The 22,959-nt window shown below is 54.0% G+C and carries 19 protein-coding genes, 4 tRNA genes and 1 other RNA gene; 13 read left to right on the top strand and 11 right to left on the bottom strand.

The window, feature by feature from the left end:
- Positions 1 to 458: 458 nt before the first annotated feature.
- A complete protein-coding gene (gene ettA, locus JR346_RS04660; protein ID WP_205483621.1) occupies positions 459 to 2,138 on the bottom strand; it encodes an energy-dependent translational throttle protein EttA in 1,680 nt (559 codons plus the stop codon).
- Between the two features lie 171 nt (positions 2,139 to 2,309).
- The gene (locus JR346_RS04655) at positions 2,310 to 2,960 is read right to left on the bottom strand and encodes a single-stranded DNA-binding protein (protein WP_204876689.1); all 651 of its coding nucleotides are present in this window, start codon (positions 2,958 to 2,960) and stop codon (positions 2,310 to 2,312) included.
- Positions 2,961 to 3,179: 219 nt separating this feature from the next.
- Between JR346_RS04655 and JR346_RS04650 the strand changes: the two genes are divergently transcribed.
- On the top strand, positions 3,180 to 3,815 hold the full coding sequence (locus JR346_RS04650; protein ID WP_205483619.1) for a DNA-3-methyladenine glycosylase I: 636 nt from the start codon (positions 3,180 to 3,182) through the stop codon (positions 3,813 to 3,815).
- Positions 3,816 to 3,819: 4 nt separating this feature from the next.
- On the opposite strand, the gene JR346_RS04645 is transcribed toward JR346_RS04650, so the two are convergent.
- Entirely contained in the window at positions 3,820 to 5,133 is a 1,314-nt protein-coding gene (locus JR346_RS04645) for an LGFP repeat-containing protein (RefSeq protein ID WP_205483617.1), read from the bottom strand.
- A 335-nt stretch (positions 5,134 to 5,468) separates the two neighbouring features.
- Between JR346_RS04645 and JR346_RS04640 the strand changes: the two genes are divergently transcribed.
- Complete coding sequence (locus JR346_RS04640) at positions 5,469 to 6,149, top strand: hypothetical protein (RefSeq protein ID WP_205483615.1); 681 nt, start codon at positions 5,469 to 5,471, stop codon at positions 6,147 to 6,149.
- A gap of 91 nt (positions 6,150 to 6,240) precedes the next feature.
- Positions 6,241 to 6,313, top strand: a tRNA-Arg gene (locus tag JR346_RS04635).
- Between the two features lie 172 nt (positions 6,314 to 6,485).
- Here JR346_RS04635 and mptB read toward each other — a convergent pair.
- Complete coding sequence (gene mptB / locus JR346_RS04630; RefSeq protein ID WP_205483613.1) at positions 6,486 to 8,051, bottom strand: polyprenol phosphomannose-dependent alpha 1,6 mannosyltransferase MptB; 1,566 nt, start codon at positions 8,049 to 8,051, stop codon at positions 6,486 to 6,488.
- Between the two features lie 130 nt (positions 8,052 to 8,181).
- Here mptB and orn point away from each other — a divergent pair, with 130 nt between their 5' ends.
- From orn to def, 4 genes are all read left to right on the top strand, one after another.
- Positions 8,182 to 8,805, top strand: a complete 624-nt coding sequence (gene orn, locus JR346_RS04625; protein ID WP_205483611.1) for an oligoribonuclease — start codon at positions 8,182 to 8,184, stop codon at positions 8,803 to 8,805.
- 239 nt (positions 8,806 to 9,044) lie between these two features.
- A tRNA-His gene (locus JR346_RS04620) sits at positions 9,045 to 9,117 on the top strand.
- An 80-nt stretch (positions 9,118 to 9,197) separates the two neighbouring features.
- Positions 9,198 to 10,355 carry an acyl-CoA dehydrogenase family protein gene (locus JR346_RS04615; protein WP_204876702.1) on the top strand — a complete coding sequence of 386 codons (1,158 nt, stop codon included), beginning with the start codon at positions 9,198 to 9,200 and terminating at the stop codon, positions 10,353 to 10,355.
- A gap of 14 nt (positions 10,356 to 10,369) precedes the next feature.
- Positions 10,370 to 10,942 carry a peptide deformylase gene (gene def / locus JR346_RS04610; protein WP_205483610.1) on the top strand — a complete coding sequence of 191 codons (573 nt, stop codon included), beginning with the start codon at positions 10,370 to 10,372 and terminating at the stop codon, positions 10,940 to 10,942.
- Between the two features lie 126 nt (positions 10,943 to 11,068).
- Here the strand turns inward: def and rnpB are convergent.
- An RNA gene (gene rnpB, locus JR346_RS04605) (RNase P RNA component class A) lies at positions 11,069 to 11,438 on the bottom strand.
- Positions 11,439 to 11,480: 42 nt separating this feature from the next.
- On the opposite strand from rnpB, the gene JR346_RS04600 reads away from it, so the two are divergent.
- Positions 11,481 to 12,245 (top strand): YaaA family protein, encoded by a 765-nt coding sequence (locus JR346_RS04600; RefSeq protein ID WP_205483608.1) that lies wholly within the window; start codon positions 11,481 to 11,483, stop codon positions 12,243 to 12,245.
- A gap of 88 nt (positions 12,246 to 12,333) precedes the next feature.
- Here the strand turns inward: JR346_RS04600 and JR346_RS04595 are convergent, their stop codons facing one another.
- Positions 12,334 to 13,224 carry a Nif3-like dinuclear metal center hexameric protein gene (locus JR346_RS04595; RefSeq protein ID WP_205483605.1) on the bottom strand — a complete coding sequence of 297 codons (891 nt, stop codon included), beginning with the start codon at positions 13,222 to 13,224 and terminating at the stop codon, positions 12,334 to 12,336.
- Positions 13,225 to 13,368: 144 nt separating this feature from the next.
- On the opposite strand from JR346_RS04595, the gene msrA reads away from it, so the two are divergent.
- From msrA to epsC, 3 genes are all read left to right on the top strand, one after another.
- Positions 13,369 to 13,896: a peptide-methionine (S)-S-oxide reductase MsrA gene (gene msrA / locus JR346_RS04590; protein ID WP_205483603.1), complete on the top strand. Its 528-nt coding sequence runs from the start codon at positions 13,369 to 13,371 to the stop codon at positions 13,894 to 13,896.
- 129 nt (positions 13,897 to 14,025) lie between these two features.
- The gene (gene cysK / locus JR346_RS04585; protein ID WP_205483601.1) at positions 14,026 to 14,961 is read left to right on the top strand and encodes a cysteine synthase A; all 936 of its coding nucleotides are present in this window, start codon (positions 14,026 to 14,028) and stop codon (positions 14,959 to 14,961) included.
- Positions 14,962 to 15,129: 168 nt separating this feature from the next.
- Positions 15,130 to 15,714, top strand: coding sequence for a serine O-acetyltransferase EpsC (gene epsC / locus JR346_RS04580; protein ID WP_204876721.1), 585 nt, complete (start codon positions 15,130 to 15,132; stop codon positions 15,712 to 15,714).
- A gap of 106 nt (positions 15,715 to 15,820) precedes the next feature.
- On the opposite strand, the gene gndA is transcribed toward epsC, so the two are convergent.
- The 5 genes from gndA to JR346_RS04555 form a co-directional block, all read right to left on the bottom strand.
- Positions 15,821 to 17,305 (bottom strand): NADP-dependent phosphogluconate dehydrogenase, encoded by a 1,485-nt coding sequence (gndA, locus tag JR346_RS04575; RefSeq protein ID WP_204876722.1) that lies wholly within the window; start codon positions 17,303 to 17,305, stop codon positions 15,821 to 15,823.
- 177 nt (positions 17,306 to 17,482) lie between these two features.
- Positions 17,483 to 17,662, bottom strand: coding sequence for a hypothetical protein (locus JR346_RS04570; protein ID WP_204876723.1), 180 nt, complete (start codon positions 17,660 to 17,662; stop codon positions 17,483 to 17,485).
- An 85-nt stretch (positions 17,663 to 17,747) separates the two neighbouring features.
- Positions 17,748 to 17,820, bottom strand: a tRNA-Val gene (locus JR346_RS04565).
- A gap of 48 nt (positions 17,821 to 17,868) precedes the next feature.
- Positions 17,869 to 17,941, bottom strand: a tRNA-Val gene (locus JR346_RS04560).
- Between the two features lie 103 nt (positions 17,942 to 18,044).
- Positions 18,045 to 18,452, bottom strand: a complete 408-nt coding sequence (locus JR346_RS04555) for a DUF3052 domain-containing protein (protein ID WP_205483599.1) — start codon at positions 18,450 to 18,452, stop codon at positions 18,045 to 18,047.
- 488 nt (positions 18,453 to 18,940) lie between these two features.
- Here JR346_RS04555 and aceE point away from each other — a divergent pair, with 488 nt between their 5' ends.
- Complete coding sequence (gene aceE, locus JR346_RS04550) at positions 18,941 to 21,631, top strand: pyruvate dehydrogenase (acetyl-transferring), homodimeric type (RefSeq protein WP_204877196.1); 2,691 nt, start codon at positions 18,941 to 18,943, stop codon at positions 21,629 to 21,631.
- 394 nt (positions 21,632 to 22,025) lie between these two features.
- Positions 22,026 to 22,943: an ACP S-malonyltransferase gene (locus JR346_RS04545; RefSeq protein WP_205483598.1), complete on the top strand. Its 918-nt coding sequence runs from the start codon at positions 22,026 to 22,028 to the stop codon at positions 22,941 to 22,943.
- The last annotated feature ends 16 nt before the right edge of the window (positions 22,944 to 22,959 follow it).

Here is a 22,959-nt window from a genome sequence, read left to right as displayed (position 1 = left end):
TAGAATATGACGGTTCCCTGAGCTGATCCCCGGTTACTTGTTCATACCGAGTATTGATGTTACGGGCAAGATTCTTGCCCGTGCCGATGCCCAGGGAGCACAACCACTAAGGATACCCTTACCTTAAATAAAGTCAAACTTTCATTCTCTATTTGGGGTCATCCGCTGGGGCGAAGAAACGGGCATATCCCCAAGCTGCCAGCGCTGACGCTGAGCCTGCTACGCAGAGTATGGGCGGACGCATACACCATGTGGCGGGTACAGCACAGCCACCTGCGCCAGTTGGTGCAGGTGGCTATGCTGGTGGCTAGATCGCTAAGAGCCTAGAGGCTTTTAGCGAGTGAGCTTGCGGTCTGGGGCAGGAAAATCCGAACGAGTGCGGAAGTAATTTTCCCGCACCAGGAATCACAATTCTGTCTTGTTTGCAGACGGAAAGTGAACCGCAAAGCCAGGGAACGCTAGCGGGTGAGCTTACGGTGAACCACACGGTGCGGTTTCGCCGCGTCAGGGCCAAGACGCTCCACCTTGTTCTTCTCGTATGATTCGAAGTTACCTTCGTACCAGTACCAGTTATCAGGCTGTTCATCGGTGCCCTCCCACGCGAGGATGTGGGTGGCAACTCGGTCGAGGAACCAGCGGTCGTGGGAGACGACGACGGCGCAACCGGGGAATTCCAGCAGGGCATTTTCAAGCGAGGTGAGGGTTTCAACGTCGAGGTCGTTGGTGGGCTCATCGAGCAGCAAGAGGTTGCCGCCCTGCTTGAGGGTTAATGCCAGGTTGAGGCGGTTGCGCTCGCCACCGGAGAGCACACCTGCCTTCTTCTGCTGGTCGGGACCTTTGAAGCCGAAGGCTGAGACGTAGGCACGTGATGACATTTCGACCTGACCGACCTGAATGTAGTCGAGTCCGTCAGAGACTACTTCCCAGAGGGTCTTTTCAGGGTCGATGTTGGCGCGGTTCTGGTCAACGTAGGAAATCTTGACGGTTTCACCAATCTTGAGGTTTCCACCGTCCAGAGGCTCAAGACCAACGATGGTCTTGAACAGGGTTGATTTACCAACACCGTTAGGACCAATGACGCCGACAATGCCGTTACGGGGCAGCGAGAAAGAAAGGCCGTTAATCAGTGAGCGACCATCAAAGCCCTTTTGCAGGTTTTCAGCTTCGATAACCAGGTTACCCAGGCGCGGTCCCGGGGGAATCTGGATTTCCTCGAAGTCTAGCTTGCGGGTCTTCTCAGCCTCAGCAGCCATCTCTTCGTAGCGAGCCAAACGTGCCTTTGACTTAGCCTGACGACCCTTAGCGTTAGAGCGTACCCACTCAAGTTCTTCACTCAGGCGCTTAGCAAGCTTCGCGTCCTTCTTACCCTGAACCTGCAGACGTGCCTGCTTCTTTTCAAGATAGGTGGAGTAGTTACCTTCGTAGGGGTAGAGATTACCGCGGTCGATTTCAGCGATCCATTCAGCAACGTGATCCAGGAAGTAACGGTCGTGGGTAATCGCAATAACTGCGCCCTCATAGGACTGCAGGTGCTGCTCCAACCAGAGCACTGACTCAGCGTCAAGGTGGTTAGTAGGCTCATCGAGCAGCAGCAGGTCAGGCTTCTGTAGCAGCAGCTTACAGAGTGCTACGCGACGACGCTCACCACCTGAGAGGTGGGTAACGGGCATGTCCCCGGGAGGGCAACGCAGCGCATCCATTGCCTGCTCAAGCTGGGAGTCGATGTCCCAAGCGTTAGCGTTATCAATTGCTTCCTGCAGCTTGCCCATTTCTTCCATGAGCGCGTCGAAGTCGGCATCGGGGTTTGCCATCTCTTCTGAGATCTGATTGTAGCGAACAATCTTTTCGTAGATTTCGCCGACGCCTTCTTGGACGTTGCCGAGAACAGTTTTGTCTTCATTCAGCGGCGGTTCCTGCAACAGAATTCCAACGCTGTAGCCCTCTGAGAGGCGAGCTTCACCGTTGGAGGGAATGTCAATACCAGCCATAATTTTCAGGATGGTTGACTTACCCGCACCGTTCGGGCCGACCATACCAATCTTGGCGCCGGGGTAGAACGACATTGATACATCGTTGAGAATGACTTTGTCGCCCACAGTTTTGCGGGCTTTCGTCATCGTGTAAATAAATTCAGCCATACCTTTAAGGCTACCGTGTGTGGTCAAATTTTGGGTTGGGGGGGGGCACGGTGGCTAGCTCATGTCGTTATTTTTTATCGGTGCGAGTTAGCGGTGGTTTCTGCGAGGCACCGGTACGCAGGTGTTTTTCCTGCGCACCGGCTGTGCAAATAGCACATTGCCCACCACGAGCTAGGCAGTCATTGTTGTAATAGCTTCTCGCGCCTGGTGGGTGTCTTCAACCAGTTCACCGAAACCCGCTAGGCTATCTGGCGCCTGCACGCCGTTGTTCTCATCACTGCGGGGGTAACTGGTGGTCACGCCACTGTGAGCGAACCCGTCGTCAGAGGCGCGGCTAGAGGCATCATAGGTATTCTGCTGGTGCCCCTGGGGCTGTGATGATTCTAAAGAAGCACTAGCAGAATCATTCTGCGCTGGTGGCTGACCCTGCGATGGTATCTGGTCTTGACCCTCATAGCGGCGTTCAACGGATCGCTCGTAACCTGCTGTACCGAAGTTAAGGTCATGCCCCACCGCTTGAGCATCAATTTCAACGTTGGTGACGGTAGTGCCGTCTTCGCGGTCCCATTTTTTAATTTTGAGACGACCCGACACAATCACTGGCTGCCCCACACGGATACTGCGGGCGACGTTCTGCGCCAGCGCCCTGAAAGCGTTCACTGTGTACCAGTTGGTGGGGGCTTCTCGCCACATCCCCGCTGCTTGATCATACCAGCGCGGGGTGGACGCGATGCGAAAGTTCGTGACTGGCGCACCGTTGGGAGTGTGTTTGAGAACGGGGGCTGTTGCCGCGAATGCTCGAACGATGATGGTTTCACTCATGACAGGTTCCTTGAAAATAGGTGGAGTGAGCGGGTAATTCTTTTCTAACCTCACCTCTCGCGCAGCTCAAGGTTAACCGTCAGATCTGTGGATAACTCCCCCATATTTTTCTATATCCACAGCTTTTAATTATTCAATTTTGTATATCCACAGGGTTTCTATCCACAGTTTCATGTTTTTCTTGCCTCTAAAAATTATCTGTCTTTAGGGTTTTGAGGTATGAAGACTTTAGAAATACAAGATTCCGTAAGACTCCCACCGTGGGTGCGCGACAACACCACCCAGACTTACTATCACGAGGAGTGGTCCTGCGTTCCCCTCCAGCAGAGCCAGATCTTTGAGCACATGTGTCTCTTTATTTTCCAACAGGGTTTACAGTGGAGCACTGTGCTCAGTTTCAGACTGGCATTCACAAAAGTATTCGCTGGTTTTGATCCCAAGAAGTTAGCGCAGTGGGGTGACGCTGATACCGATAAAGTACTGGGCAATAGTTCCATCATCAGGAATCGGGCAAAGATTGAAGCCTGCATTCATAACGCAGCGATGTTGGTAGAACACTCTGTTCACCTGCCTAGTGAACTTCTAGCGCGTTTTCCCGACCCCTTGGTTGTCTGTGAAGATGATGCGTCCCTACCCAAAACACACATCCTCACCGACGAGTTCTCAGACTTTCTTAAAGACTGCGGTTTGCAGCGTATGAGTCCCGTTCTTACCTGCTCACTGGCTCAAGCCTGCGGTTTGTTAATTTCTCAACAGCACGTCCGCACCCGTACATCGCAGGGTGAGAATCTACTGAAACACGGAATGCCTGCCCCGCACAAAATAAATATTCCGGGAGGGCTAGGGCTAGGGTAGAACCTTAGATTCGGCTCTGAGTGATTTTTCCGTTGGGGAACCATGTCAGGCGGTACCCCTTGCTAAAATCTAGGGTCACTCGACCATCGGCGTGGGCGACTTCATCACTGATCGGAAGACCAAAAGTTGAGGTGTATCCCCGGTTCTTCCAGTACCAGTAAAGTCCACCGTTGGCGTTGATGATTTTTACCCCTGCTTGGGCAGACCACACAAAGAGAGATTCGTACCCGTTGTTCAACCGGAACTTCTGAGCGTAACCACCTGCACTCAGAGCAAACTCATCAGTTGTGGGGAAGCCGTAGCGGGCAGTTGCCCTACCGCTTGTAAAACGGGCGCCGATAGCACCGTGTTCCCAAACCTTGTGTACGCGCTGGTGGTCTGCGCTCCAGTAGAGTGCATTCGTACCGCGACCCAGCATGGTGAATTTCTGCACGGTGCCACCGAGTAAACCATGCTCAGCGCCTGTGGGGAAACGGAGCCCGTTTTCAAAGCCCTCAACTGCGTAGCAAGAACCGATACCGCCCGCGAAATTCACAGGGGCAGCTCCGACGCTTTCGTGCCAGTAAATGGTGTAGTGGGCACCAAATCGCTGAGCGTACCCGCCATCGCGAATAGGAATTTCACCGCTCGTAGGCTGACCAAAACGTGAACCTCCCCCACCAGCTGCGTAGCATTCGCTGATAGCGGTTTTGTGCACGGTCATGGTGGGACGGGACGCATTAGCTTCGCGGAAAGACTCAGCAAGATAACCAGCAAAGTCATACTGGTAGTGGTCACCATTAACCACGTTTACTTCAACATTGGAGAACCCTGCTGCGCGGTAGCTTGTTGCGCCTGCGTGGGCAGCTCCCCATGCCGACCAGGTCGCGGGCCAGGTTGCACCTTTACCGTCACGGTTGCCCACGTAGAAATCCAGTGGTAGAGCTTTGAACCGTGCTGAAGTTGTGGTTTGCTGACCGCGCGGAGTGCCGTCACCGACGATAATGCTGCCACCACCGGTACGCCAGGATTCTTGACGGTCAGCATTGAGCTCTAGGGTGATAAACTCAGCACCACCTGAATAGCCCAGAACCGAGACGTTGGAGCGGTCAATACCGTGAGTATTCTGGAACCAATTTGCAAAACCTCTCAACCAGTCACCGTGCGCATCAGCGCTTTCCCACCATGTAATACCATCACCGGCTTTATTCTTATCGGGCGATACAACGGGAACAAAAACCATGTTCTTCGACTGGGCGATTTTAGCCATTGATGTCAAAGCGTGGTTGCCATAGTCCCAAACCTTTGACTGGTTACTTTCCCAATAATCACCGTCCAAGTAATAGACAACACCTACCGGTTTATTCCAGTCAATGCCATCAGCGTAAACAGAACTGCCCGTAGGCGGTATGGGTCTTGGATGATACAGCAGCTGAGGCTTGTGCTTCGGGGATTATAACGCTGGTTAGTGCGCATCCAGTAGCTAGAGCAAACGCACTCAGGCGGCGTAAGAAAGGAGCACGGTACATAGGGGGAAGCTTTTCCTTGTAGTATGTGTACGATAAACAAATCCTGCAGGGAGGCATAGCCATCTTATACTCCCCACAAAAAGAATAATGACGTTTTTAACGACGATTATTATTAATTTATATTAATTTTTTCTTAAGGAATTTCATGAAAAAACAATTAAGCGTATTAGCTACGTCATTATTGTTGTTGATGGGGTGTTCTTCTCATTCAGAGGATTCTCCCGCCGGTGAATCAGCAGCACCTCATGCCACGTCCTCGTCATCAGCTTCTGAGACAGCACGCGCAACCGCTTCATCTAGCGCGGTTGCTTCTGACACATCTTCGCAGAAGCCAACCGTCTCAGAGGTGACGCATGGTGAGAGCGAAACAATGATTCCTTTGCCTCAACAGACCGCTCTGGGTGGTATTGATGACAACCACACACTGCCAACCACCGCACCTCTTAGTGAAACGGGTCAGAGCACAGAGGGCGAAAGCATCGCTGTTCCTCTTGCTTCTGAACTTCATGCCCCATCAATTTTTCAACAGTACCGTGATGGTGGTGGCACCTGCACCGCCGATGTATGGGATAGCTCAATGGAATACACCGAAGAGGCGTGGGTAGCTGTCATTAGTGAATGCGACGCACAAGATTTGGGGGCATGGGCAAACGGGTACGACCCCTTCGACCCCGCGAACTATGATTCGGGAGCAGCGTCCGGTGGTGCAGATGCGAAGCTCTCCCCCGCAGAGGAAAGCAACGTACGCACAGGTCAAAATACCAGCAACGGGTACGAAGCTGGTGAAGAAGGCAACCCCTCGGATGCTGAAATCATCGGCGGTTAAATCGCACGCTCACTCTCCCTAATTGCCTAAGAGGAAAAGTCAGCAAAAAATCTGTATTATAAGCAAGTGGTGCTTTTTGCAAGCACCGCCTGCCTCAGTAGCTCAGTGGATAGAGCAGGAGCCTTCTAATCTCTTGGTCGGGGGTTCGACTCCCTCCTGGGGCACGCAATACAGGCTCTGACTAGGGTAAATAGTTTTTCTTGTGCCCAGTCAGAGCCTAAAAAGTAGTCATGTCATCTTTTTGAAAAAATTTTGGGAGAATCAAAACCCGTTGTCTATAGCCATTTTTATGGCTATAGACAACGGGTTTTTCGCTTCTGTTGCTTCTCGGCACTGCTAGATGATCAGATCAAAGACCGATTGCCTGCGTTTGCTTCTGAGCACTCTTCGTGTTGCGGGGTCAACGAAGAGTAAGTAAGCGGAGTAGGCGAGGGTGGTGACGCCTGCAATCAGTCGCGCCATGTTGATGTCAAAAGTGTCGAGGTAGGGTGAAACTGAGAGCTGGTCAACGATTGCGTAAATCATGAAGAACAGGGTGGTCAGAAAGTAGAAGTCCAGCTGGTGGCCGGTGCGGATGCCCGATGCTGCGAGGAACGGAATGAACCACAGCAGGTACCAGGATTGCACCATGGGGCTGAATGCTACTACGCAGGCGAGCGCGAAGCCTGCCCTGCGCAGTAGGTCTTCGTCTTTGCCGCGGAACATGATCATGACGGCCAGGAACATGCCAATGAGTTTGCCGATGCTGCCGATGCCGTCGCGGACGGTTGCATTGTCTATGCCGGTGAGGTTGTGCGCGAGGTCCCCTACGAAGATGCCGAGACCACCGCTGGGTGCGTACCAGATGTGCTGGCCGCCGGTAGTGGAGAGGGCACCGATCCAACCGAATCCAAGACCATTGAGCCAGCCCATGAATGCCATGAGCGCCAGAAAGATAGTGCCTACGAGTGCCCAGTAGCTGAACTTACGTGGCCAGGAGGCGGCGCGTCCTGCCCATAAAAGACCGATGAAGGGCAGCAGGACGAGGGCGAGGGGCTTGATGGCAACGGCGAGGGTCACCAGCACGGTGCCGGTAAGACCACCTTTCCAGTTGCGCCAGCGGGCTGCATGGTAGGCGCCTGCCACCATGAGGCCGGTCATCAGGGCATCATTGTGACCTGCTGTGATGAACTGGGCGATAAAGAGTGGGTTGGCGACAACGAGCCACAGGGTACGGGTGGGGTTGATATCGTGAAGTTGCGCTAGTTTTGGGGTGTAGTAGGCAATGAGTAGGCACCCTAAAACTGCGATGAATCTAAAGAAGTAGATTCCAGCATCAACGTTTTGCCCGACGATGGTTGCCACGGTCTGTTCAATCCATAAGAACACCGGACCGTAGGGTGGTGGGGATTCAGCCCACATGGGGTCGGCGCCGTATTGAAAGAAGTTATTGACTGAGCTAACGCCGTATTCGTATGGGTTGAGCCCCGATTGCATGACGCGCCCCTGGGCAAAATAGGAGAACATGTCGCGGCTAAAAAGCGGAAAGGCAAAGAGTTGCGGGGTTGACCAGGCGATAATTGCCGCCCACGTCCATTTTTTACTCCCGGCGTCCCACAGCGGCATTTTCTGCGAAAGACGCAGCCACTCACGGGTCATCATCATGCCGCCGACGGCAACGAGCACTACCGAGGTCACAAGGCCGGGTACGTTATAGCGGATGTTTGCAATCCAGCCGACCGTGTTCAGCGGTGATGCTGCCGCGAGCCAGCCGACGCCGAATGAGCCGAACATCATCAGCAGTGAACCGATGGTGCCAAAAATAATCGTTCGGGTCGGTGAACCCGTCACGTAGTTGAGCTGCACGCGGTTAAAGCGGGTGATGCGTGGCTCGCGTGGTGCCGTGGTGCGCTGGGAAAGCATAGGCTCCTAGCCTTATAAAGTCGATGCTGTCTTAGATTGCTTAAGTCTAACGTTCGCTTTCCTGTAAAAGTTAAATTTTGGTGACTTTTATGGGGTGCCTTTGGGGTTTTCACACGGTAGGTTTATATATATGAGTGAATTGAACGAACGTATTGTGTGGATTGACTGCGAGATGACCGGGCTGTCTCTTGAGCAGGACGCCTTGATTGAGGTTGCAGCACTGGTAACTGATGGCGAGCTGAATATCTTGGGTGAGGGCGTTGACCTAGTCATTAAGCCTGACCCTGCTGCTGTTGAGCAGATGGACGATTTTGTGCGCAATATGCATACGGTTTCAGGTCTGATTGATGAACTTGAGGGCGGAATGAGCATGCAGGACGCCCAGCGTGAGGTTCTTGAGTACATCAAGAAGTATGTGCCTGAACCCCGCAAGGCTGTTCTGGGCGGCAATTCCGTGGGCACTGACAAGACCTTCTTGGTGCGTGATATGCCTGAGCTGGTGGATTACTTGCACTATCGCGTCATTGATGTTTCAACCGTTAAAGAGCTCTCCCGCCGCTGGTTCCCCAAGGCGCTGTGGAACGCTCCTGCAAAGACGGGTAATCACCGTGCGCTGGGTGATATCCGAGATTCTATTGATGAGTTGCGTTACTACCGTGGCACCGTTTTTGTGGAGGCACCGGGGCCTGATAGCGAAACATCGCAGGAGGTTGCCCGTCAGGTGGCGCAGACCCGTCAGCCTTTGGGTGATTAGAACGGCTTACGGTTGCGGACGTATCCGCTCCTCTCCAGAAATCAGGGGCGGGGAATGTATCCGCCCGGCTATTGGATCAGCCGCGAACCGGCGACTCAACAGCCCTACACAGCACAAGTGGCGACAGTCACTGAAAAAACCTCGTTCTCGATTTGTCACCGGGGTAAAACTTGGGTAGAGTATTACTCGCTGCCAAACGCAGAAGAAAAGAAATTTTCATCGGTGTTTTAGCAGATATGGTGGTCGTAGCTCAGTCGGCAGAGCGCCTGGTTGTGGTCCAGGAGGTCGCGGGTTCAACCCCCGTCGATCACCCCGAAGATAAAGGGTCGTTATGGTAGTTTCCATAACGGCCCTTTTGTCTACCCTCAGCAGCTATTTTCTCTAGGAGAGCCATGAAGACCCGCTTTTACACAGAAGACCACGAGTTGTTCCGTGAAGTTGCCCGCGAATTCGTGGCGCGCGAGGTTGCCCCGAACTATCCGCAGTGGGATCAGGAGCACATGATGCCCCGTTCTGTATGGAAGGCAGCGGGTGAAGCGGGTGTATTGGGCTTGGCGATTCCTGAAGAGTTCGGTGGTGCTGAGATGCCAGATTACCGTTTTCAGACGGTGCTCACCGAGGAGCTTGCCAGCGCCGGTTGCTTCGGCTTTGCACTGGCTGTTCACCTGCAGCAGGATCTCGTACTCCCCTACCTCTTGGCGTACGGCACTGACGAGCAGAAGCAACAGTGGCTGCCGCGCATGGTTGAGGGCGCTCTCGTGACCTCCTGTGCGCTCACCGAGCCAGGTGCAGGTTCTGATCTGCGAGCAGCACGTACCACCGCCGTTAAAGAGGGTGAGTATTACGTTCTCAACGGCCAGAAAACTTTTATCGGCTCCGGTATTTCGGGTGACGCTGCCATTGTGTTAGCACGCACCGATGGTTCTACGGGCGGACGCGGCGGCGCTGAGTCTTTCTCGCTGTTTTTCGTTGAAAAAACAGAGGGGTACACCGCCGGCAACCAGCTCGATAAGATGGGCGTTCGCGCATCAGACACCGCTGAGCTTTTCTTTGACAATGTGAAGGTTCCCGCCAAGAACCTCATTGGTGAAGAGGGCAGGGGTCTGCTCTATGTCAAGGAACAACTGCCCCAGGCACGCCTTGCCATCGCCGCCGCATCAGCCATCACCGTTCGCGCCACCGTTGAAGCGACCATCGAGTACGTCAAAGAACGTCAGGCCTTCGGCTCTCGTGTTGCTGATTTTCAGAACACTCGCTTTGAGATTTCAGATCTCATGACCGATGTTGAGGTTACCGAGCTGTACCTGGCTCACGCTATTGATGCTTTCAATGCCGGTGAGCTCACTGCTGAAGATGCCGCCAAAGTGAAAATTTTTGCGTCCGAGAAGGCTACCCACGTGACCGACCGCGCACTACAGCTCTTCGGCGGTTACGCCTACATTCTGGAGCACCCTGTAGCCCAGGCTTTCCTCGCAGCCCGCCTGCTCACTATTTTTGGTGGTACTAACGAGATCCTGCGCGATACCGTTGGCGCTGACCTTCTCGTCTAAGAAAGATTCTTACCATGACTATTTTGCCTATTATTATTCACGGTAATCCCGTGTTGCATCAGCCTGCCCGCGCGGTTACTGACTTTGATGACCCCGAGTTTAAGCAGCTGGTTGCTGATATGTACGAAACGATGGACGCCTCGCACGGCGTAGGTCTGGCGGCGCCCCAGGTGGGCGCGGGGCTGCGTCTTTTTACTTATGTCTTTGAGAATGAGGACGGGGTTGCTCCGCGCGGTTGCATCGTGAACCCTGTGTTGACTCTGGGTAAGATTTCTGCGGCTGAGCCTGATGAGGATGAAGAAGAGGGCTGCCTTTCTTTCCCCGGTTACGGTTTTCCTCTCAAGCGTGCCGAGTGGGTGACTGTTTCGGGTTTCAACGAGTTTGGTGAGCCTGTGAAGTTTGATGCGACTGGTTGGTTCGCGCGCGTTATGCAGCATGAAACTGACCATTTGGACGGCAAGCTCTACGTGAATCGCCTGAATAAAAAGTGGACTGCGCGTGCTAAGAAGGTCGTGAAGAAAGAGGGCTGGACGGTTGATGGTAACTCGTGGACGCCCGGTATTGACCCTGATCCCTTCGGTCACTAAGGGTTTTTGTCGCTTTTTGTTTTTACTCCGCTTGAAAGTGCCACGGGAGGGTGTTTTTGACCCTTGATGTGGCACTTTCGGGCGGAGTAACTTTTTAAAAGAAAGTCTATATAGAAAAGTTTATGAAACACGGGATGCTCGATGAGCCGGGTTCTGTCGCCACCTTCTGTGAAGGGTGGGGGCAATCATCCATCTAGACCCGACATTGCTGTGGGGTTCAAGCGGTCTACCCGAGCATATTAGGCGCACTACCTTCGAGCATGCTCTGTTTGACCTTGCTCCGGATGGGGTTTACCGAGCTACCTCAATCGCTTGGGGTACTGGTAGTCTCTTACACTACCTTTTCACCCTTACCTACCGTGATCCGGTGGGCGGTTTGTTTTCTGTGGCACTGGCCTGCAGGTTGCCCTGAGTGGATGTTATCCACCATCCTGTGCTGTGGAGCCCGGACTTTCCTCGAGACGTGTTTGCGTCGCGCGATTGCCTGAGCATCCCGTGTTCAGTGTTCTACTGTACTACAGGTTGGTAGGGTTGGGGTATGAAGATTTTGTTGCCTCCGTCGGAGGGTAAGTGTGCGGCGCTTGCGGGTGAGCCGGTTGATGTTGATGCGTTGAGTTTTCCGTTTTTGATTCCGGCGCGTGAGTCTGTGGCTGAGGTGTTGAGGCAGGTTTCTGGTGAGGTGGATGCGCTGACGATGTTGAAGGTGGGCGCGTCTTTGTCTGCTGAGGTTGAGCGGAATACCCGGGTGTTTGAGGAGCCTGCGCATGAGGCGTGGCGGGTGTATACGGGTGTGTTGTTTGAGGCTTTGAATGTTGCGTCAATGAGTGATGCTGAGCGTCAGGTAGCTTTTGAGAGTGTGTTAGTGGTGTCTGCTCTGTGGGGTGCGGTGCATTTGGATGATGTGATTCCGGCGTATCGTCTCTCGATGGGTGTGAAGTTGCCTCAGGTGGGCGATTTGGCGAAGTTTTGGCGTTCTGAATTGGCTCCTTTGAATGGTGGGTTTGCTGGTGAGCTGATGGTTGATTGTCGTTCAGCGGCGTACTCTAAGGCGTGGGTGACTCCCTCAGCGCGGACTGTGCAGGTGCGCGTGGAGCGGTTGTTTGATGACGGTAGCCGTAAGGTGGTCTCTCATATGGCGAAGCATTATCGCGGTGAGCTGGCTCGGTATCTTGTGGTCAATGGATTGGTGGAGCTTGCGGACGCGCGTGAGCTGGCGGAGGCTGTGGGTGAGCAGTGGCAGGTTGAGCTGGTGGAGCCCGCTGAGAAGAAGCCCGGTGTGCTGACCCTGGTGATTCCTGAATAGGAGCGAGAGCTACTTGTAGGCAGCCCCTCGCGTGAAGAACTATTTTCTTCGCGCGAGGGTCTGTTTGTGTTGAGTGGCGTTGGTCGGTTTAAAGGGTCGAGGCTGAACCTTCTACTTCACCGGTGGAGATTCTGAAGTCCCAGGGGTCTGAGTTGAGGGTAGAGACTTGAGTTTCGATGGCAAAGCCTCGTGCGGTGAGTTCTTCTGTCAGGCGGCGAGCGCCGGTGGCTAGCCACACCCATTCTGAGGCGAAGTGGGAGCAGTCGATGAGGTTGATAGTTTTCTGGTGTGCCAGTCGTGATTTTTCGCGGAGTTCTGATGCCGGGTGGTGGCGTAGGTCGGCGGTGATGTAAACGTCGGCGTCGCTTGATTCAACGGCGCCAAAGAGGGAGTCGCCTGCTCCCCCGCACAGGGCAACACGCTGAATAGGTGCCTCCGCTGAGCCGGCAACGCGCAGCCCGCCGGCTGTGGCGGGCAGAATCTGAGCGAGCGCATCCGCTAGTTCTTTGAGGGTTGTCGTCTGAGGTAGCGTGCCGACCCTTCCAATGCCTACAGTGTGTTCTGCGCCGTTGAGGGTTTGTGTTTTTTCGTCAGTGAGTACCTTCACGTCGGTGAGTCCGAGGGCTTGGGCGAGTGCCTCATTAACCCCGTCTACGGCGCTGTCTGTGTTAGTGTGGGCGGCAAGCAGCGCGCACTTGTTCTCGATGAGGGTGTGTACAATGTTGCCCTTGTAGTCGGTATCGGGCAAGAAGGAGGCACCGCGCAGCAGTAGAGGATGGTGAGTGATTATCAAATCAGCGCCGGTTTCTACGGCTTCTTCAGCAACAGCGCCAATGGCGTCCACTGCAAAGAGAATCTTCTTGACCTCGGCATCCCGGCGACCTATAACTAGCCCTGAGGCGTCCCAGTCTTCTTGAAGGTGGGCGGGGTACAGTGTTTCAAAAGCATCGAGTACATCAGCGAGTGTAGGTGTTTTCATATTCCCTACTTTAGTAGGGCTTGTGCCGGGTGTCTGCTCGTCGCAGCGAAATAAAACTGATGCTGAGTATCGTTAGGTTCAATAGTTGCGGTGGGCACCTGTACACCATGTGAACGAAGCAGAGAATGAAAGCGGGGTTAGACAGTGCAAAGTCTTGTTGTGGGTGGCGGTTGTTTTTGGTGCGTGGACGCGGTTTTCCGTCAGGTTGAGGGCGTTACTGCCAGTATTTGTGGCTATGCTGGCGGAGATACGCCAGACCCCGATTACCGTTCGGTGTGCACCGGTTTAACGGGGCACTACGAGGTTGTCAGGTTAGAGTTTGATGAGTCAGTGATTGATGCTGATACGGTGCTCGATATTTTCTTTACAACCCATGATCCCACCAGCCGGGATCGTCAAGGTCACGATGCCGGTTCGCAGTACCGTTCGGCGTTGATGTATGAAAACGATGAGCAACGCGAGCTTTTTGAGCGCGCTAAAGAACGCGCAGCGAGCATCTGGGATGTTCCCATTGTCACGGTGGTTGAGCCACTCAAGATTTTCTATGAGGCTGAGGAATACCACCAGAATTACTATGCCCGTAACCCTTATACCGGTTACTGCATGGCAGTTATTAACCCCAAGATTTCAGCAGCCCGCAAGCGCTACGCCCAGTATTTGCGTGCGTCCTAGGTGCGGTGCGGACGCGACGGGGTAGGGTTTTACGAAATGTGTCGTACCCCCTGACCTGGCAGCGTCTTTAACCTAGACTAGAAAGAAACCGCTGACGCTACTAGCTAGTGAATAAAAGGATCAAAACTTATGTCAAAGATGTATAACAATGTCACCGAAATTATTGGCGGTACCCCCGTTGTTCGTCTGAACACCCTTGATAAGGATTTGCCCGGTAACGTGGCTGTCAAGCTGGAGTTCTACAATCCCGCTAACTCAGTCAAAGACCGTATTGGTGCGGCAATTGTTGATGCTGCTGAGGAGTCAGGTGCGCTGAAGCCCGGTGGCACCATTGTTGAAGGTACCTCAGGTAACACCGGTATTGCTCTTGCTATGGTGGGTGCGGCTCGTGGTTACAAGGTCATTTTGACTATGCCCGAGACTATGTCTACCGAGCGCCGCGTCATGCTGCGTGCTTTTGGTGCTGACATTGTGCTGACCCCCGGTGCTGAGGGTATGCGCGGTGCGGTAGAGAAGGCGAAAGAAATCGTTGCTACCACCGAAAACGCAATTCTTGCCTCGCAGTTCGATAACGGCGCTAACCCTGCTGTTCATTACAAGACCACTGGCCCTGAGATCTGGGAAGCAACTGAAGGCAAAGTTGATATCTTCATTGCGGGTGTGGGCACCGGCGGTACCGTTTCAGGTGCTGGCAAGTTCCTCAAGGAGCAGAATTCAGAAATCAAGGTTATCGCCGTTGAGCCTAAGGATTCACCGCTGCTCACCGAGGGCAAGGCTGGTCCTCACAAGATTCAGGGTCTGGGTGCAAACTTCGTTCCCGATAACCTTGACCGTGACATCTACGATGCAGTCACCGATGTAACTATCGAAGATTCAGTTGCCACTGCCCGTGTGCTGGGTGCTTCAGAGGGTATCTTGGGCGGTATCTCAGCCGGTGCAGCAGTCTGGGCGGCGCTGGAAGAAGCGAAAAAGTCAGAGAATAAAGACAAGCTGATTGTAGCTATTGTTCCCGACTTTGGTGAGCGTTACATCTCCACCGTTCTGTATGAGGATATCCGCGGTTAATTCCGTCGGTTACCTTTCTCAAAGGGGTCGTTCCATCACCGTCAGGTGGGGTACGCCCCCTTTTTATCGTTTCTTGAGCCATCGGCGGAATACTGAACGGGTATACGCTGTTGTAGTGGTGGTAAACGATAGAGTGTTACCTGCCCCACCCATGAAAGTGAGAGTACAGTGAGCTTCGTAGCGCGCCTTCGCGAAGACTTAGCAACAGTTCGTATGAACGACCCCGCGGCACGAGGCAACATCGAGATTATTCTCAATTACTCGGGCATGCACGCTATTTGGATGCACCGCCTTGCCCACCGTCTCTGGCAGCAGGAGAGCACCAAGTTCTTCGCGCGTACCCTCTCACAGTTCAGCCGCTTTATCACCGGCGTTGAAATTCACCCCGGCGCAACTATTGGTAGACGGTTTTTCATCGACCACGGTATGGGCATTGTTATCGGTGAAACCGCTGAAATTGGCAATGACGTTATGCTCTATCATCAGGTCACCCTGGGCGGACGCTCGCTGGAAAAGATCAAGCGCCACCCCACCATCGGTGATCGGGTCACCATCGGCACCGGCGCGAAGGTCTTAGGTCCTGTAGTCATCGGTGCTGGCTCTGCCATTGGTGCTAACGCCGTGGTGGTTAGCGACTTCCCCGAAGATTCCATCATCACCGGTATTCCCGCCAGCTCACGTCCGCGCACTCCCGAGAAAAAACAGCCTCTGGTAGATGCTGTGGAGTACATCGACCCGGCAATGTGGATCTAATATTTTCCCTCTCTTTTTCTCGAAGCTGTATTTTCTTGAGAATTTGAAAGCAAAAAAGCGGTACTTCTTAGTGCAAGAGGTACCGCTTTTTGCGTGGATGAAGTGATTAGTGAACGTGAACGTCCGCCGCGTTGACTTCGTTGCGGTCACCGCTCCACATCACGTGGTAATCGCCTTTTTTATCCACACGTTTGTAGGTGTGGGCGCCAAAGTAATCGCGCTGCCCCTGAATCAGGGCTGCGGGTAGGCGGTCGCGGCGCAGACCGTCGTAGTATGACAGTGAGGAGGCAAAGACAGGCACGGGAATACCGAGTGCGGTTGCCTTGGCAACAACGCGACGCCACGCCGGTACGAGCTCTTCCATGAGGGATTTGAAGCCCGGTGCCAACAACATGTTAGCGGGGGTGTCTTCACCCTTGTAAGCATCCATAATTTCACCCAGCAGTTCTGCACGAATAATGCAGCCTGCACGCCAGAGGGACGCCACAACATCGAGCTTGTAGTCCCAACCGTACTGGTGTGCTGCTTCTTCGAGCATGTCCAGACCCTGCGCATAAGCAACGAGTTTAGAGGCGAAGAGTGCCTTTCGGACGTCCTCAACGAACTCCGGATCACCGTGGGCAACACCGGTGGTAGCAATCAGACCGCCAGGAAGTTCTTTCTGCGCCTCAACACGAGCTGCGGTGTTTGAGGATGAAAGACCGCGAGCGAAAACAGACTCAGCAATGCCGGTAATGGGGGTACCCAAATCAATAGCTGCCTGAACGGTCCAACCGCCGGTGCCCTTCTGACCAGCCTGGTCAACGATAACGTCTACCAGGGGCTTGCCGGTTTCAGTATCTACCTGTTCCAGAACCTGAGAGGTAATCTCAATCAGGTAGGAGCTCAAATCGGTTTCGTTCCAAGCGCGGAAGATCTTTGCCTGTTCAGCCGGCTCTAGACCAACGACTGAACGCAGGATGTCGTAGGCTTCGCCGATAACCTGCATATCAGCATATTCAATGCCGTTGTGAACCATTTTCACGAAGTGACCAGCACCGTCGGTGGAGAGCCAAGCGCAGCAGGACTCACCATCCTGAGGAGCCTTCGCGGCAATCTTCTCAAGCATGGGCCCCAGCGACTCGTAAGACTTCGCTGAACCACCGGGCATAATTGCAGGCCCCCACAAGGCGCCCTCTTCTCCACCTGAGACACCCACACCTACAAAGTGCAGGTTCTTCTCAGCCAGCGCCTTCTCACGACGGATAGTGTCGGGGAAGTGTGAGTTACCGCCGTCGATAATAATGTCATCTTCATCGAGCAGGGGAACCAGCTGGTCAATCACAGCGTCAACGGGGGCACCCGCCTTCACCATAATCAGAATACGACGGGGCGATTCGAGTGAGTCCACGAGTTCTGCGAGGGTCTCGGTACGAATGAAATCGCCCTCATCACCGTGGTCAGCCAACAGCGCGTCGGTCTTTTCAAGAGAACGGTTATGAAGGGCAACAGTGTAACCGTTGCGTGCCAGGTTACGTGCAAGGTTCGCGCCCATAACGGCAAGACCTGTCACACCAATCTGTGCTTTACGTGCAGTAGTATTTTCAGCCATGATTCAAGAGTACGCAGGTTTAGGATGCATCGCATGATTTGTTGTGGTGATTTCACGCATCGAGAATCTCACACACCGCCTGGCGCAAACGCTGAACGCCACTGAGCCACTTTGCCGGACGCGCATCAGCACACAGTTGCGTTGCGTTTACCCTACGCTCGCCCTACGGCAGAGAATTTATTCCACAGTGTCGTTAAAAAGCACCCACACAGCAGCAGCACCAATGCACAGGGCAATCACGGCAAAGACCGACCACATCCCCACCATCAGCCCCTGTGAGATGAAATAAAGAGAAATCAAAAGCCAGGTGATCGACAGCCCGACAGCGGTGAAGTTTCGCGGTCTAAACTTTTTCATCGCTTCTTCCCCTCATAACCAGCATGAATCGTAACAGCGCTTATTCTAGACACAAAAAAGCCCCGATTAATCGAGGCTTACTTTGTGGGTCCTACCGGGATCGAACCGATGACATCCACGGTGTAAACGTGGCGCTCTACCAGCTGAGCTAAAGACCCAATATGAAATTTTATTTTCACATCAGCTACCTGCAAAAGGTAACTGAGTGGGTCCTACCGGGATCGAACCGATGACATCCACGGTGTAAACGTGGCGCTCTACCAGCTGAGCTAAAGACCCATTCCGTAATCACTTGTTCGCGACTACGAAGAAAAACTATACACAGGTTCTAAAACCTGCGCAAATCGAAAAGTAGTGTTATGCACCACAGGTTGGTGAAGGGTTATTTTTTCATCACCAAACGGGTAGCAGCCCAGTCTTTTGAGACCGCAGCAGGCTTTGTCACGTGCAACCCCGCCAAAGGGGCAGCCTCGGCAATATCAGCCGGTGAAACGTGACCCGCGCGTCCTGACTTGGGGGTCATCAACCACACAACACCCGAATCATCGAGATCAGAGAGGGTATCAACCAACCCGTCTGCCAAATCCCCATCGTCTTCACGCCACCACAGCAGAACACCATCTACAACATCGTGCTCATCTTCTTCAAGCAAGTCAGCGTCAATCAAATCCTCAAGAGCATCACGCACCTCAAAGTCGATATCCTCGTCGTACCCAAATTCCTGGACGAGATCCCCGCCCTTGAAACCAAGTTGGTTTACCGCCTCAGCGGCTACCAAGGTCTCACTCACACAAGCCTCCAAAAATAAAAACAACACGGTCAGCAATCAACTGTATCTACACCGCCTACACCCAGCAGCAAGCAAAGCAGCTCCACCACTGAAAGCACACGCGGCGCGTTCTCGTAAAACATCAATCAAAACCACCGAGGTATCCGGTTCAGTTTCACAGATAACTCAACACAGGTTTTTGCCGCTAATCAACTAAACACGGCTAAAAGCTGAGGATTTTCTCAAAGTCTTTACCTTCAATGAGTGAAAAATTACAGCTTGCGGTCAGCATAATCTGTCCACTCAGGGCGATAAATAAGCGCGAATATGACAACATAGAAGGGAATGTATTGGGTACTTTCTACCTAAAGGCTCCAATACGCAAAGGTACGCACGGCTAGCCCTGTTTTTGCGGGGAACAAGTCAAGGTACAAGATCAACACAAGAGAGGTTGGATAGTGGCTCCCTCATCAACGAATGACCACGTCCTCAGCGCACTCACCCACGGGATGAAAGATATTGATCCCGAAGAAACCGGCGAGTGGATTGAATCTTTTGACGAACTGGTTGAAGAGCACGGCACTGAGCGTGCCCAGTTCATCGTTCGCTCACTGCTACAGCGCGCAGGCGATAAGAGCATTGAAGTTCCCTTGGTCACCACCACAGACTATGTGAACACCATTCCTGTTGACCAGGAACCCGAATACCCTGGCGATGAAGCCATCGAACGCCGCTACCGCGCTATCATGCGCTGGAACGCAGCCGTCATGGTTCAGCGTGCCCAGAAGTCAACCATTAGCGTGGGTGGTCACATCTCCTCGTACGCCGGTCAGTCAACCATGTACGAAATTGGTTACAACCACTTCTTCCGCGGACGCAACCACCCCGGCGGTGGCGACCAGATTTTCTTCCAGGGCCATTCCTCCCCCGGTAACTACGCTCGCGCTTTCCTCGAAGGTCGCCTGACCGAAGAGCAGCTCGACGGTTTCCGCCAGGAAAAGACTAAAGAAGGCAACGCCCTGCCTTCCTACCCGCACCCGCGCAACATGCCTGAATTCTGGCAGTTCCCAACCGTGTCCATGGGTCTTGGTCCCCTGAACGCTATTCACCAGGCACAGTTCAACAAGTACCTACACAACCGCGGCATCAAGGACACCTCAGAACAGCATGTCTGGGCTTTCTTGGGCGACGGCGAAATGGATGAGCCCGAGTCACGCGGTGCGCTGCAGCTGGCAGCTAACGACAAGCTCGATAACCTGACCTTCGTCGTGAACTGCAACCTGCAGCGTCTTGACGGTCCCGTTCGCGGTAACGGCAAGATTGTTCAGGAGCTCGAAGCGTACTTCCGCGGCGCTGGCTGGAACGTCATCAAGGTACTGTGGGGACGCGAGTGGGACGCCCTGCTCGAAAAAGACAAGAGTGGCGAGCTCGTTCGCATCATGAACGAAGCACTCGACGGTGACTACCAGACCTATAAGGCTGAATCCGGTGGCTTCATTCGTGAGCATTTCTTCGGTCGCTCACCCGAAACCAAAGAACTCGTTGCAGATATGACCGACGAGGAAATCTGGGCAATGAAGCGCGGTGCGCACGACTACCACAAGGTCTACGCAGCCTACAAGCGCGCGATGGAGACCAAGGGCAAGCCCACCGTCATCCTGGCTCAGTCTGTCAAGGGCTACGGTCTGGGTACTCACTTCGAGGGTCGTAACGCTACCCACCAGATGAAGAAGCTGACCATGGACGATCTCAAGATCTTCCGCGACCGTCTGCACATTCCCATCACCGATGAGGAACTGGAGAAGGATCTCTACAATCCTCCCTACTACCGCCCTGATCCCGATTCACCCGAGATGAAGTACCTCATGGAGCGCCGCAAGGAGCTCGGTGGCTTCATCCCCGGTCGCCTCAACGAGCAGAAGGAAATCCCCCTGCCCAGCGAGAAGGCATACAAGGGAGCGAAGAAGGGCACCGGCAAGCAGATGGCAGCCACCACCATGGCTTTCGTCCGCCTGCTCAAGGACCTCATGCGCGAGAAGGACTTCGGCGATCGCATTGTGCCTATCATCCCCGATGAGGCTCGTACCTTCGGCATGGACTCCTACTTCCCGACCGCGAAGATCTATAACCCCAACGGCCAGAACTACACTGCAGTTGACCGCGAGTTGATGCTGGCATACAAGGAATCACCCGAGGGTAAGATTCTCCACGTTGGTATTAACGAAGCGGGCGGCACCGCAGCTCTCACCGCCGCTGGCACCTCGTACGATACCCACGGTGTACCCATGGTTCCTGTCTACATCTTCTACTCGATGTTCGGTTTCCAGCGCACCGGTGACGCTTTCTGGGCTGCTGGTGACCAGCTGGCACGCGGTTTCATCATCGGTGGTACCGCAGGTCGCACCACCCTGACCGGTGAAGGTCTGCAGCACATGGACGGTCACTCACCGATCCTGGCTTCAACCAACCCCGCAGTGATTCACTACGATCCTGCCTACGGCTACGAACTGGCTCACATCGTTGAGCGCGGCATCGAGCAGATGTACGGCACTAAGGACGAAGACCACAACGTGATGTACTACATCACGGTTTACAACGAACCGATCGTTCACCCGGCTGAGCCCGAGAACCTCGACGTTGAAGGTCTGATTGGCGGTATCTACCGCGTCAGCGAGTCAGAGGTTGATGGTCCTCGTACCCAGCTGCTGGCATCAGGTGTTGCTGTTCCTTGGGCTCTCGAAGCTCAGAAGCTGCTGGCTGAGGACTGGGGTGTATCAGCCGACGTTTGGTCAGTCACCTCATGGACCAAGCTGCGCCGCGACGGCCTGGAAGCTGAGGAAACCTCCTTCCTCACCTCAGGCAAGGAGAACCCCACTCCTTTCATCGCTCAGCAGATGGAAGGCGCAACCGGTCCGATCGTTGCGGTATCAGACTTCGCGTCAGACCTCATGGATCCCGTTCGCCAGTACGTACCCAACGATTTCGCAACCCTCGGTGCAGATGGCTGGGGCTTCTCAGACACCCGTGCCGGCGCGCGTCGTTTCTTCCACATCGATTCGCACTCCATCGCGGTTCGTGCGCTGCAGATGCTGGCAAAGCGCGGCGAAATCTCCGCCGACATTCCTGCCAAGGCATTCGAGCAGTACAAACTGGATGACGTCAACGCAGGTACCTCAGGTAACGCAGGCGGCGACGCATAGGCTAGGCTGAGTCTCACCTTGAGCTAAGAGGCGGTGTTTTTATCTTCCTCAGAAGATAAAAACACCGCCTTTTGCATGCCTTACGGAGCCCTCGTCCACTCTCTCTACTCTTGCGCCCCCTGCCCTATCTTGCGTCCTTCCCCACTTGATGAAGTGACCACGCTGTGCCCAGGTGAGACCACAATCAAAGCAGTCATTGGAGCGGAGCGTGGTCACAGGTGAGCAGAACCTGGTCATACGGGGTGGGGACGCGGGCTTGAGAGGCGGGTGTGCAAGAGTTTTTGGACTTTCCCAGCATTTTTTGAAGTTTTTCGTGCTTTTGTACAAAAAATGCTCTGTAGAATCGAACGCAGAAGCATTTTTTTAAAATTCGCACTGCACGAAAGTGATAGCAATGATTGCACTGGTCAGCCCCGGACAGGGTTCACAGAAACCCGGTTTCCTCACCCCTTGGCTCGAAGAAGAGGGCGTGAAAGAACACCTCGAGCGCCTCTCGGATGCCTCCGGCTTAGATATTATTCGCTACGGAACCGAAGCCGACGAAGCAACCATTCGCAACACCGCTATCGCGCAGCCGCTCATCGTCGCTGCCGGTATTGTTACCGGTTCGCTAATCAAACAGCGTGAAGGTTTCGATGAAAGTCAGGTTGTCTACGCCGGTCACTCCGTCGGTGAAATTACTGCGGCGGCTCTTGCTGGCGTCCTGACTGAAGAAGAAGCCATGAAGTTCATCAAGGTGCGCGCTGAGGGCATGGCAGCTGCTGCGGCAGCAACCCCCAGCGGTATGTCAGCGGTTTTGGGTGGTAAAGAAGATGAGGTTCGCGCAGCAATCGAGGATGCCGGATTGACCCCTGCGAATTCCAACGGCGCGTCCCAGATTGTAGCCGCTGGTTCACTGGAGAACCTCGAAGCCTTCGCTGAGAATCCTCCGGCACGTACCCGTGTAATTCCTCTGCAGGTTGCTGGTGCTTTTCATACTGCTTTTATGCAGGACGCGGTGGCTCCTCTGGCAGCTTTTGCCCAGGGTATTACCCCGTCAGAGCCCGTAGCTCCTCTACTCTCTAACTTTGATGGTCAGCCGGTTGCCAGCGGTCAGGCAGCGCTAGATTCTCTGGTGGCTCAGGTGACCCGCCCGGTGCGTTGGGATCTGTGCATGGCAACGCTGAGCGAGCGTTCTATCAAAGCTGTGGTTGAGCTTGCTCCTGCCGGTACCCTTGTGGGTCTTGCCAAGCGTGGAATGAAAGGCACTCCCGGTCTTGCGGTCAACACCGCCGATGATCTCACCTCAGCTCTCGAATTTTTTGCGAAGTAGAAAGAAGAAAGTACCC

The sequence above is a fragment of the Rothia sp. ZJ932 genome (assembly GCF_016924835.1).
Lineage (GTDB): Bacteria > Actinomycetota > Actinomycetes > Actinomycetales > Micrococcaceae > Rothia.
The sequence above is the reverse complement of the archived record's forward strand: the minus strand, read 5'-3'. Positions and strand labels throughout refer to the sequence as shown.